The organism is Actinoplanes sp. TBRC 11911 (genome assembly GCF_012933445.1).
Classification (GTDB): Bacteria; Actinomycetota; Actinomycetes; order Mycobacteriales; family Micromonosporaceae; genus Actinoplanes.
The window spans coordinates 14,281-26,542 of the sequence record NZ_JABBNC010000054.1; the positions used below are offsets into that span (position 1 = coordinate 14,281).

Genomic DNA, 12,262 nt, shown 5'->3' on the forward strand with positions numbered 1-12,262 from the left:
CCGATGCACGGAAGTGGTTAGGACAGAATGATGAGCGCTGATCGGGTTGTGATCCTCACCGCCCTGAACGTCGAGTACGACGCCGTTCATAAGAGGTTGAGCCGCGCGAAAGCGCATTGGCATCCGGCCGGCACGCGGTTCGAGACCGGAAGGCTAAGACCTACCGGATGCCGCGCGGTGCTGGCCCTGGTCGGCAAAGGCAATCAGGCCGCCGCGGTCCTGGCCGAGCGGGCGATCGCGGAATTCGCCCCGTCCGCCGTGCTGTTCGTGGGGGTCGCCGGGGCCCTGCGGGACGGTGTCGGTCTCGGGGACGTGGTGGTCGCCTCACACGTCTACTCCTACCACGGCGGCAGAGCCGAGGACGACGGTGTGCGAGCTCGGCCGCGGAGCTGGGAGATCTCTCATCCAGCAGCCCAGCTTGCCCAGCATCTGATTCGAGCAGGCGGATGGTTGCCGGGGACATGTCCCAAGGTGCATTTCGGGCCGATCGCCGCGGGAGAAGTGGTACACGACTCGCGAGTCTCGGAGCAGGCCCGCTGGGTTCGGCAGCACTACAACGACGCCCTGGCGATCGAGATGGAGGCTGCGGGCGTCGCACAGGCGGGACACCTCAACCGATCGCTTCCCGTGGTCGTGATCCGCGGAGTCAGCGACTTGGCCGACGGCAGCAAGAAGAGCACGGACGGTGAAATCTGGCAGGTGCGCGCCGCGGACCACGCGGCCGCCTTTGCCGCCGTGCTAGCGCAGGACCTCGTGATTCGGCCTGACAACGATAACGAAGGCGAGCCGTCAACGAACGAAACGCGGCGCACCGCCACGTTCAGCAACATCGCGACCGGTAATGCCCGGGTGGGCGCACAGTTTGGGCAGGTGAACGGCAACGTCAGCCTCGGTGCCAGCGCACCTGCCGGACTGAGCGATCCGGCAGCCGACATCACTGCCCTTCGGAGTCTGATGACGAGGGCGCACCACAGCGGCCGCCTGGACGACCTCACATATGCGGCGGCCCAGGAGGAGTTGGACGCCGCACTCGGCTGCTTGGACGACTACAACACCGCCGTAGGAAGGAACCGAATCGCGATATCGCTCAAGAAGCTCCACGGCCTCGTCGGCGACGACAGCGAATTGGCCGCACGCGTCTCCGAAGTCATTTCAACGTTGAGGAGCGCGTCGTGACACAGCCGACGTTTGCGAACATCGCCGAGGACGACGCGCATGTAGGCGTACAGATTGGGATCCTGCACCTGGACGTCGATTACCAGCCACCGCCGGAGGCGTCACCCGAGCAGATCTTCCGCATCGGTGTGCGCTATCTCGATGCCCGGATCCTCGACGAAGCGCGAAAGCTCATCGAGGAGGCTGTGGCCCTGGGCTGCGTAACGACGAACGAGGTCCACTTTTGTCGGCTGCTCGCGCTGCTGAGCGGACGCTCACTACGCCACCTGGACCTCGACGAACTTGATCAACTCAGCTCGATCTGCCACCGGATCGGCCACGTCGACGGTGATGACTCCTGGGCCGTCGGCTTGCGGTGCATCCTCATGCTGCTCGACAACGTCGGCTCCGCCGACCCGGCGCTGACTGTCAAGAAGATCGAGGAACTGCCCGAACGACAACGGGCGCTGATTCTGGATCACCTTGGGGTGCTGCGTGAGGGGCCGCTGGAGGACCGCATGTGGCAGCTTTCGGCCGAACGGGCCAGGTCCGGGCAGCTGGCAGCAGACCGGACGGGGCGCGCCTGGATCTTCTTCCAGCCGAATCCAGCGAGGGCACGAGTACGCGAGGCCGGACGATTCTCGGTGCGGCTGGCGGACCTGGGGCGCGCCGCGCTGGGTGGACTCGTGTTCCTCATCGCCGTGGTCGAGGTTGGTTCGCTGGTGTTGCAGAGCGGTGGTCTGGTGCCGATCATCGCTTACCTGGCAGCCGTGCTGGGCGCCGTGATGTTCGCTTGGCAAGGGGCGGAATGGCACTTCAGGTATCGGCGGGTGCGCGGAAAGGATGCAGAGTTCGTTGCCCTTCCGCGAGACGAGACCGCACCGCCTGGAGGCTTCGCCAGAAGAGTGGACCGGCTCTTCGACGACTACTTCGGACGCTACGTACCGGGCGACACAGATCGGTCGACGTGGCTGCAACAAACTGCCGGGATCCGGCAGTGTCTGCGCGATGAGATCGTCGAGATCTACCGTGAGCAACGTATCCATGGCGACCAAATCGCTTGGCTCGTCCGCTACCTCGTAAGCGACGTTCGACAGCGCTGGGAGAACGGAACACTCGCTGCCTATCGCCAGCAACTGCGCACGCCTCTGCCGGTCATAGCCAGGTGTTTACTGGGCCTGGCAGCGATCGTTCTCTCCGGGTTGTGGATCATGCCGGCGGCGATCCGGGCCGCACCGCTCGCAGGCGCTTTGTGGACCATCCTGGCCGCGGCATCGGCATTTGCCGTCACCATCGGTGGTTTCCGCATAGACACCGAGAGGCGGCGCGTGCGAGCTGACAAGGACGAGTGCGCGGACAAACTGCGCGCACGCGAGGAGGCGTACAAACGATGGATGCGGAAGCTCGCCCGCAAGCCAACCGATGCGGAGATGGCAGGGTGGCTGGAATGTGACCGCAGAATTCTCATTGACGAGACGATGCGGCACTACAAGCTCAAGGCAAGTCAAGTGATCGCCCAAGGGTTCATCGAAGCACCCGGCCGATCCGCCAAGCGGGCCCGGATCCATCGCGGCCCTTGGCGCTACTCGAGGTACCAGCTCTTGCTCTTTCTCCTGACCGACGACGGCGTACGGCAGGTCGACATCGAGCTCGACTTCGAGAAGGTCCTTTTCAGACCCAGCGCCTGAACTACCGGTTCGACACGATCGCCGCCGTACGCATCAACGGGGCAGTACCGCAGCCGCAGACCTTCGAGCTGACGCTGTTCAACGGCGCACCGATCCGCGTACGGGTGACCGATGCCGGCGGCGAGGACGTCGAAGGGGGCGAGGATCCGTGGACTCTGTCGCGCGTCGCCCTGGACGCCTCGGGCCTGCCGCGCACTCTGGAGGTTCTCGAAGGCGTAGCGGCCGAGGGCAAGCAATGGATCAGCCGCAGAAATCAGCGAGCCAGCGGGCGGCTCACCGAACTCTCGGAAACGATCCACACCCTCGTCGAATGAACCACACGGGCATCGCCACAGACGGCGAAGGGAGGTGGCATGGATAGGCCATGATGAATTGCCACGGGGGTGGTGGTTCATGCTGGATGACACGGCCTTGAACGCAGGAGATCGGTGGATCGACGACTGGCAGGCCAAAATCGAGGCTCGGCTCGCACGCACTCGAGCGCTCACGGCCGGGTTACGCGAGGTTAAGGGCGTTGGCCGTTCCGGCGACGGTCTGGTCGAGGTCACCATCGACAGTTCCGGCGCTTTGATGGAGCTGCGCCTGGACGAGGATGTGCGGCGGCACTCCGCGCGCTGGATCGCCGAGCAGGTCATCACCGCAGCGAGATCCGCGAAAGGTGACCTGGCCCGCGCCGCGACCGGGGTGGTGCACGAGTCGGGCGAGAACGAAACACCGGAGGGCCGGGCGGTCCTGGCGGCGTTCACCGCCCGATTAGGTGAGTCTGGCGGGTGAGCCGGCCTGTGCAGGTAACTCCCGAGGCCCTGCGTCGGCATGGCACCCACCTCGACGCCGTCGCCGACGACCTCGCGACCGCTCGCCAGGCTGCCGACTCGACCAGGCCAGGCCCGGAGGCGTACGGCAAGCTCTGCGTGATTGTTCCCGCCATGCTGGACCAATTGCAGGCGCCGCTGGTTGGGGCGATCGATGCGGCGGCGCAGTCCGTGCGTGACACCGCGGACGCGCTGATCGGCGCCGCCTCCGACTATGAGTTCACGGACGAGACGGCAGCAGCCGCGATACGTGAGAGCGGCGGTGGCCGGTGAGCAACCCGCTTGTCGCGCCACCTGTCGAAACGCCGATAGAGTCGTGGTCTGGCCTTTGGATCGCCGAAGACATCGATCTCATCTATTCCGGAGTCAAGAACGACAGCTGGGTCGACGGTACGCTCGGCGTGACCGGCGCCGGCCTCGACGCGCTGGCGGTCATCAGCGACCCGGTCGGCGTCCTGTTGCAGTACGGCGTGGCTTGGCTCATCGAGCATGTCCGTCCGCTGAGCGAAGCGCTGGATTGGCTGGCCGGGGATCCCGGCCAGATCGCCGCGAGCGCGCAGACCTGGCGCAACATCGCCGCCGACCTGAACCTGCAGGCAGACGATATCAATCACGCTGTTCGCTTCGACCTGTCGGATTGGAACGGCGAAGCCAGCGACCAATACGGCGGGTGGTCGAGTCAGCAGCAGCAAGCCCTCGGCGCTCTGGCCCGAGCGTCGGAAACGATGGCAGCGATCACCGAGGGCGCCGGCTTCCTCATCGCAGCGGTCCGGCTCCTCGTTCGCGACGCGAACGCCACGCTTGTCTCCCGGCTCGTCGTGTATGCCGCGGAGGAGGTCGCTACCCTCGGGCTGGCGACGCCGCTTGTCGTCGAGCAGGCGCTTACTCTGATCGGTTCATGGACCGCGAAGATCGCCCGCTGGCTCCGAGCGCTGCTCCATAGCCTGCGCAATCTGCTGCCCGCGATACGCCGGGTCGGCGAGCTGCTCGAAGAGATCAAGACCATCCTCAACCGGCTGCTGAAGGCGAAGGAATCGACCTTCCTCAACCGGGTGAAGAAACGCGGAGCCGGACCGATTCAATTGTTCAACTTGGAGTCGGTGCGGAACATCGCAGCAAAGTACGGCATCGAAATCTCGGACTTGAACATCTCGCTGGGTAGCAGGACAACCCGAGGGGTCTGCGGGCGAACCCTTCCGGATGGCTCGATCGTGCTGTTCCCGACCGGCTTCCGCAGCGAGGAAGACTTGGCAAGAACTCTCACTCACGAACGGTTCCATCACGATGAACTCGCTGCTGGCAAGCCCTTCCCTAGAACCGACGCGGAGTTCGACGCCTTCGAGGACCGAGCCTACGCATACGAGGACCAGTGGTGGAACAATCAACTGATCCGTCCCTGACCGAAGGCCGATGATGGCGACATATGACGAGTGGCTCGACGCTTACAGCGCCGCCTATGACGCGCCTCCGGGCCCGTTGCCGGACGCATGCCCCAATTGTGGGCACCATAGTCTTCGATTGGTTTTCACCGGCGATCTGGATCGGTTGATCGGCTACGCACACTTCTGGTGTGACAACTGCCTGAACGGGATCGGCATCTCTCGCACGACCATCCCCGATGACGCCGTGGTTCAGGACATCCACGTGCCTCGAGAGGCTCGCGAGCCAAAGATCCCTAACTACACACTCGTTCAATAGCCCAGGCGCCGGGCCAATTCATGGGGTGAGCTCAGGCGTCAGGCGAATCGTCTTGCTCTGCGACAAAAACACCCACGCCCGACAGGCCCTCCACGAGCCCCTTGGCCTTCAGCCATTGCACGGCGTTCCGAACAACGGTGATCGACACCCCGTACTGCGCTCGCAGTTCGGCAGTGCTCGGCAGCCGGTCGCCCGGCCCGAGACGGCCAGACTCGATCTGCTCCGTAATGTCGTCGATGACCTCCTGCGTCTTGGACTTCGCCACGTTTACTCCCTGGTCCGCACGCAAAGTGGACCATGCAGGGAACGCCGCCCAGCGGGTGGCCGACTGCTTCTCGCAGTATGGCTACGCCTTCATCGAGGACGACAAGTTGAACGTCCTTGCCTCGACGCTGCGCGGGTTCCTGTCCGCCACCCGGATTCCTACCCACACTAATGAAGTGTGACCTCGGCAGCGCCGCGCCGCGTCCGGCGAGTCGCGCACGTAGGATCGCGCGCATGGCAACACCTGGTGACCTGGACGAACTGACCGCACGCGTGCACGCCTTCGCCGAAGAACGCGACTGGAAACAGTTTCATACACCCAAGAACCTGGCGATGGCCTTGGCCGGCGAGGTGGGCGAGCTGCTCGCGGAGCTGCAGTGGCTTACCCCTGAGGAGTCTGCTGAGGTCATGGAAAACCCGGAACTCGCCAGGCGGGTCCGTGCCGAGATCGGCGACGTCATGATCTACCTGGTCCGGTTGGCCGACGTGCTCGGCATCGACCTGGCGGACGCGGCACGCGACAAGCTCGCCGAGTCCGCACGCCGCTACACCGTCGAGGCCGCGCACGGCTCGGCCGCCAAAATCAGGCGGGATTGACGATGCTGTTCAACATCTTCAACGTGTCCGGATCCGTGGAATAGAGCACCACCCGTCGCATGGCACGAGTAAGCAGCACACGGTACTGGTTCCGCACCCGCGCCGCCTCCTCCGGATGTTGCTTCACCAGCCGGACCAGATCCTTGTAGCGGGACGCGGTGATGTCCACCTCCATCCGGCCCGGTTCTTCGTGCCAGGTGAGGTCGCCCCCGATGATGACGCCGCATCGCTGGAACTCGAACCCTTGCGCGGTGAAAACCGATCCGACCTGGTCGGCGCCGCGCGGGTTGTGGGCCCAGCCGGAGTGGTCCGGATACCCGTCGATGGCCGCATGAAGATTCCAGCGCTTCTTCCACCCGTCGATGTCAATGTCGAAGGGCACGTCTTCGATCGACTTGGCCGATTTCGGAAACTTCTGCCACTCCCAGCAGAAGCCGGCGAGCAGCCGCGCCTCGTCCTGCTCGGCGTCGTCCATGACCGCCCGCTCCAGCTCACGGGGTGACTGCGCCACCCGGACGCTGAATGCTTCCTCGTCGTGCCACACGATCGGCTGCCCGTCCACCAGGGCATCGACCCATTCCTCGTACGCCTGTGAGCCGCCACTGCGGTGCTGCTCAGTCAACTCGAAGACCTTGAATGACGCCCCGGTCCGCTCGGCCACCAGACGCGCATCGTCGATCGTGACGTGGTCCCGGTATGCCGACGCCTGATCCTCGTCGATGAAAAGCACCAGAACCCGAGCGGATTTATTCAGCTCGAAGAGTTGCGTTGTCTTGCTCGTCTCGAGTCTTGCCTGGAGTTCCCGCGGATTCCGGTGACCCCGGCGAACCGTGTACTCCTCCAGCCGGTGCGCCTCGTCCACGATGAGCAAATCGTGCGGGTGCTCCCAGTCCACCTCGTCCCAGTAGGTTCGTGCCGAGGTCACCAGCTGTCCCGTCGGCCGCCGGTCCCCGAGCCACCGAAAATCTGCCTTTCGCCTGAGCGCGGTACGGAGTGGCACCGAGTTGGTCGCATACGTGACCTGGCGTCCGGCGTCCGCATTCGCACCCAGAAGGTGCATGGCGATCCAGGTCTTACCCGTGCCCGGACCACCCTTGACCACGATCACCGCGTGGTTCCGATCGGCGGAAACGCTCAGCCCGGCGGAGACGGCATTCTGGATATGACCGAAGATGCCGTATTGCTGGTCGGTCAGAGGAAACAACTCCGGGTCACGAAAGACGACGGCAGCCGCCTCCAAGAGATCCGGGCCTTGATGGTAATGAGCGTCGGCCAGCCGATCCATCGCCCGGAGGCCGGACTGATCGGCGTCGAAGATCCGCTCAAGCCGCTCTCGAAAGCGCCGGCGCCCTTGAACGTCACCACTGAAGGTGCCGTTACCGCGCCGCCTTCCCGCGGCCCGCAACGTCGCGATCGACGACTCCGTGGCGTTGTGCAGAAAGGCAGCGGCATCGATGACCGTCTCGGCCGGCTCGTGCATCCCGGAGGTGAAGTTCCTGATGAACTGCGCGTACGCCGAGGCCTGGTCGAACGGGTGGCGCACCACGTCATAAGCGGTGCCGGCGTCCCGTACCTGCTCGAGCGCCGCGTTCCAGCCCGCACGCTCCCACTGCTTCAGCTCGACCACGAGATAGGCCGGCCGCCCATCGTGACCCAGACCCGCGACCACAGCATCAGCCCGGCTCCGTCCAGCTTGGTAAGGCTGATATTCCAGCGCGATCCACAGCCGCTCAAGCCCGGCATCGTGCAGCACATCAGCAAGCGCCGGCAGGCTCGCAATCCACGACCCGATTTCCCCGCTGTCGCGGCGCCCGATGGGAAACTCCTTGCGGTACAACCGCTGCGCGAGAGCGTCAATCCTTTCAGGCCGGGTGTCGGCATAGAAGTCGCGAACGGAAGCTGCATACGGCGCGCGGTGCACATGACCCCCCGACAGTTACCCGACTCACAGAATCTAGGCAGGCAGGAGGTAGGCGTTCGCCTACTAGGCAGCCTTCCAGCTGACAAACGACCAGAATGGAACGGAAACAGTTAAGGCTGCGCCGAGCCGCTCGCGAGGCTGTTGGCCGTGTGGCGGGAAAGGAGACCGCTCAATGCGGTGGCTTCTCGCACCGCGTCGTCGAAGAGCTGCAGTTTCCGGAACACCTCGCCGTGCCGGCGCTGTTCGACAACCGGGATGCGTGGCACCTGCGCTCGTCGTGGGTCGAATCTCGACGACCCACTACTGGAGGAACTGCTCGCCTGCCGCTCATTCGCCGACGTCCGCAAATAGCCGGCGAGAAACCACGGATCTAGTGTCTCCGGGTTGCCGCGCAACAGATACAACCCTCGGCCGAGCAACGCCCCTTCTTCGGTAACCACCCTGGCATGGAGACGCGATGCGAGAACCGGCACCACCACGTCACCCGGCCGAAGGTCTATCTCGGGAGTGGGAGACGGATCGGTACGCCGGGCAGGCGGCCTCGCGTTGGCGACGTCATCGCCGGTCAGCACCGGCCGGTCGACAGCCTCGGCACCGGCCTTGACCGGCCCGAGCAACTGCACCTGGCCGGCCCGAATGAGCTCGGCGACGGTGACCGCGGGCAGCGCCTCGCCGGGTTCGGTGCCCACCTCGGGAATGAGGCCGGGCAGCGTTTCCACGATGGCGGCAAGCCGCTCCCGGCCCTGCCGCAGGGCAGTCGCGGCGTCCACACCGCCCGCTGCGGCGGGGCTGTGCCGCCCCGGCGTGAGGTCAACCTCTTCATCGAGCAGGTCGATCACCGGGACCACGTTCCCAGCCTTACCGCCCGACTCGACCGCCTCGACGATCTTCCGATACGCCTCGTCGACAGAGTCGGTCGCCGCGTCCACCAGCACAATCGCACCGGCCGGCGTCGGCGTGCGCTGAAGAACCCAAAGATGTAAGCCGATGGCGTGCGGTGCGGCTGCCCCCGGCGGTAGCGCGATGATCGCCAGGATCGCTCCCCGTCGCAGGAGTTCGGCGCGAATGCGACGGCCGGCCCGCCGACTGGCCGCCGACGGTGGCATCAGTAAAACCGCGCGGCCATCCGGCTTAACGTGCGCGAGCGCGTGCTGTACCCAGGCCAGTTCCGGTTCGGTTCGGGGCGGAACCCCGAACTCCCAACGGCGGTCGTAGCCGAGCTCCTCGTGTCCCCAGTTCGTCAGCCCAAACGGCAGATTCGCCACCACCGCGTCCACTGCCAGATCGCCGTATGCGTCGTGCCGCAGCGAATCACCGGTACGGATGTCACCGGTCAAATCGTTGACCGAGACCCAAAGCTGAGCCAGCCGCGTCGCCGCGGAGTCATTGTCCTGCCCGTACACCACCCCTGCACCCGCGCGAATCGCCGCCCGCAGGAGCCGCCCTGTCCCGCAGGCTGGGTCAAGCACGGATCCGCCGTCGACCTTCGCGAGCCCGGCCATGAGATCGGCCAGCGGGTCGGGGGTGGTCACCGCACGCTGCCCCGGAAGATCCGCGAAGCGTCGCCATAGCTGTTCGAACGCTCCGCGCTTGCCGTGCCGGTCGGCCAATGCCGCCAGCTCGGGCCGCAAACCCTCAAAAGGCAGTTCCCGTACGCCTCCGAGATGCTCACCGGCGGCCGCCAGCGCTTCGGCAGGATCCCCCGCGGCCGCTAAGAGGTTGCGCCAGAGCCGGTCCTCGTCCGCGACCGCCGGAAGCTTGCCTTCGTCGACGAGCCAACGCTCGACCTGTTCGAGGTCGAACTGCGGGCTGGCCGCGGTGCCGCCGACGGGCACGGGAAACGAAGCATACCGTTTGCGCCAATTACTCACCGCCGCTCGCCCTACGTTGGCGAGGCGTGCGATGTCGGCGGCGGTAACCCGGGCTCTCGGCTGCACGAAGTGCAGTGTACACATCCCTGGCGTCAAGTCCTTGTTGACATAGTTTTCAAGGAGCGGAGATACGTATTAGATTATCGAGACGAAACGCGACGGCTCCCCGAGCACGCGACACGCGCTCGGCAGGTCGGCAAGGCGAGAGGCCAGCGTGGCCCTGGCGAGGGGCTCGGGAAGCGCCACACTGAACTTCAATCCGTCAAGCGCCTGCTTGCTCACCTCCGGCAGGCAGAGCCGCTCGGCGGCGTCGGCGATGGCTTCTCGCCAAGCCACCGGCGTGATGTTCTCACGAAGCCGGATGAATTGATCGCTAGGCCGCTGCAGCGGGTCGGTGATCTCGCTCAAGGTCGCGTTCAGCGTGGCGTTGGCCCGGTAGCCGGCCCAGGTCCACCAACGCAGATCCTGGTTGTCCGCGCGCACGATGACGTTTCCGCCGGGGTGCACCGCGGATGCGTTCTCCTCGCGCTGCACAGAAAGCTGATCCCGTGCCCGGCGGGTCATCCGCACCGGCGGGTCAGCACCCAGCAGGACGTCGCGCATCGCCCGGGTCAGCTCGAAGCCGGTGCCGGCGATGCCGCCCATGGAGGTCCAGCGCGCCCGCCCACCGGAGTCGGCAGGCTCGACGAAACACCGCCGGCGCTTCCAGTCGACGTAGGTCACCTGCCAGCTGCGCCCACCCAGCAGGAGGCGGCGAGGCCCGGGGATCTCCTCGGTGAGCACGCTCGGATCGACCTTGCCCAGCTCATCGCGGCCGGCCAGCACGACGAACTCGGGCGGTCCGAGGAATACCGCCGTCATGTTCATAAAATGGCGCTGCCCGAAACGCTTTTCCGCCTCCGGGCCGATGAAGTACATCCCGCCGTCTTCGTCGAGATAGCCCTCGCGAGCGAGGTGGCGCACGATCGGCTCGGCACTGCGGTCGAAGGGCGCCAACCCGTTCCACGAGGACGGCCACAGTTGGTCGCCGATCCGGTGCTCCTGGAGGCAGAGAGCCATGAGCTGCTGCGCGACGATGTGCCGGGGCTCCGGCGTAGGCGTGATTGGCTCGACCCATCCTCTGCCCCAAAGCTCCAGAAGGGCAGCCGCACGAACCAACGATTCACCGGAGACCGCAAGAAACAAGCAATTCCGTACGCTTCCGGCCCGTCGCCCGGTGCGCCCGAGCCGCTGCAGGAACGACGCCACGGTCGAGGGCGCACCGATCTGGATGACCCGGTCCAGGTCCCCCACGTCGATGCCCAGTTCCAGGGTGCTGGTGGAGACGATGACGCAGTCGCGAGCCTCGGCGAAGGCTGCTTCGGACCGACGTCGTTCGTCGGTGGAGAGCGAAGCGTGGGAAAGGAATGTGGTGATGCCGTGTCCGCGCAGCAACGCGCCGAGTTCTTCGACAGTCTGCCGCGCCTCGCAGAAGACGAGCCGCTTCTCCCCCGCGTGCAAGGCTGCGATGACCTTCGCTGCGTTCTGGAGCGAACCCACGTAGTCCAGCTCGATGTCGCCGGGCGGCGGCTCGGCGCCCACACTCGCCGGAGCCGTGGGTAGGTCCGGTGAGATGACCTCGGCCGGTCGCGTTCCGGCTCCCGCGCCTTGCAGCCACTCGAGCAGCTGCTCGGGATTCCCGACGGTGGCGGACAATCCGACCCGCTGAAGTGGACGCCCGACCAGGTGGGTCAGCCTTTCGAGTACCGCCAGCAGGTGCCAGCCTCGGTCATCACCGGCGAACGCATGCACCTCATCGACGATGACCGTCCGCAACCCAGCGAAGAAGGCACGATGGTCAACCTTGGTGCTGACCAGCATCGACTCGAGCGACTCCGGCGTGGTGAGCAGAATGTCCGGGCGATCGGCCAGAATGTTCTTGCGCCTGCCCTGGCTGGTGTCCCCGTGCCACAACGCAACGCGGCGGCCGACCCACCCGGCGTACCGCTCAAGCCTTGGTTCCAGGTTGTTGAGCAACGCCTTGAGCGGGCAGAGGTAGAGCACCGAGGTGCCGTTCCAGCGCTCGGTGGACATGCGCGTGAGGATCGGGAACGACGCCGCTTCGGTCTTGCCGCCCGCGGTTGGCGCGAGCAGCAGCGCGTCGTCCCCGGCGACGAGAGGTTCGATGGCGGCGCGTTGGAGCGGCCGAAGATCCGGCCAGCCCAAGGTATTGACAACGTGGTGGAGAACCGCCGGATCTAGCTCAGTGCTCACGTC

General features: G+C 65.6%; 11 protein-coding genes. 7 read left to right on the plus strand and 4 right to left on the minus strand.

From position 1 onward, the window contains the following. Positions 1-30: 30 nt before the first annotated feature. From HH310_RS41235 to HH310_RS41260, 6 genes are all read left to right on the plus strand, one after another. Entirely contained in the window at positions 31-1,176 is a 1,146-nt protein-coding gene (locus tag HH310_RS41235; RefSeq protein WP_169181217.1) for a 5'-methylthioadenosine/S-adenosylhomocysteine nucleosidase, read from the plus strand. Further along, positions 1,173-2,843 carry a hypothetical protein gene (locus HH310_RS41240; protein WP_169181218.1) on the plus strand — a complete coding sequence of 557 codons (1,671 nt, stop codon included), beginning with the start codon at positions 1,173-1,175 and terminating at the stop codon, positions 2,841-2,843. The genes HH310_RS41235 and HH310_RS41240 overlap by 4 nt, the downstream gene beginning before the upstream one ends. Positions 2,844-2,947: 104 nt before the next feature. After that, positions 2,948-3,157, plus strand: a complete 210-nt coding sequence (locus HH310_RS41245) for a hypothetical protein (protein ID WP_169181219.1) — start codon at positions 2,948-2,950, stop codon at positions 3,155-3,157. Positions 3,158-3,236: 79 nt separating this feature from the next. Next, a complete protein-coding gene (locus HH310_RS41250) occupies positions 3,237-3,617 on the plus strand; it encodes a YbaB/EbfC family nucleoid-associated protein (protein WP_169181220.1) in 381 nt (126 codons plus the stop codon). Further along, positions 3,614-3,928, plus strand: coding sequence for a type VII secretion target (locus HH310_RS41255; protein ID WP_169181221.1), 315 nt, complete (start codon positions 3,614-3,616; stop codon positions 3,926-3,928). The genes HH310_RS41250 and HH310_RS41255 overlap by 4 nt, the downstream gene beginning before the upstream one ends. Further along, entirely contained in the window at positions 3,925-5,055 is a 1,131-nt protein-coding gene (locus tag HH310_RS41260) for a WXG100 family type VII secretion target (protein ID WP_169181222.1), read from the plus strand. The genes HH310_RS41255 and HH310_RS41260 overlap by 4 nt, the downstream gene beginning before the upstream one ends. 329 nt (positions 5,056-5,384) lie before the next feature. Here the strand turns inward: HH310_RS41260 and HH310_RS41265 are convergent, their stop codons facing one another. Beyond that, entirely contained in the window at positions 5,385-5,618 is a 234-nt protein-coding gene (locus tag HH310_RS41265) for a winged helix-turn-helix domain-containing protein (RefSeq protein WP_312034655.1), read from the minus strand. A 233-nt stretch (positions 5,619-5,851) separates the two neighbouring features. Here HH310_RS41265 and HH310_RS41270 point away from each other — a divergent pair, with 233 nt between their 5' ends. Then, positions 5,852-6,214, plus strand: coding sequence for a nucleotide pyrophosphohydrolase (locus tag HH310_RS41270; RefSeq protein ID WP_169181224.1), 363 nt, complete (start codon positions 5,852-5,854; stop codon positions 6,212-6,214). Here HH310_RS41270 and HH310_RS44570 read toward each other — a convergent pair. The 3 genes from HH310_RS44570 to HH310_RS41285 form a co-directional block, all read right to left on the minus strand. Continuing rightward, a complete protein-coding gene (locus tag HH310_RS44570) occupies positions 6,201-8,135 on the minus strand; it encodes a DNA/RNA helicase domain-containing protein (RefSeq protein ID WP_169181225.1) in 1,935 nt (644 codons plus the stop codon). The two genes, HH310_RS41270 and HH310_RS44570, sit on opposite strands and share 14 nt — an antisense overlap. A 110-nt stretch (positions 8,136-8,245) precedes the next feature. Next, complete coding sequence (locus tag HH310_RS41280; RefSeq protein ID WP_169181226.1) at positions 8,246-10,072, minus strand: N-6 DNA methylase; 1,827 nt, start codon at positions 10,070-10,072, stop codon at positions 8,246-8,248. A 69-nt stretch (positions 10,073-10,141) separates the two neighbouring features. Further along, positions 10,142-12,259 carry a DEAD/DEAH box helicase gene (locus HH310_RS41285; RefSeq protein ID WP_169181227.1) on the minus strand — a complete coding sequence of 706 codons (2,118 nt, stop codon included), beginning with the start codon at positions 12,257-12,259 and terminating at the stop codon, positions 10,142-10,144. Positions 12,260-12,262: the final 3 nt, after the last annotated feature.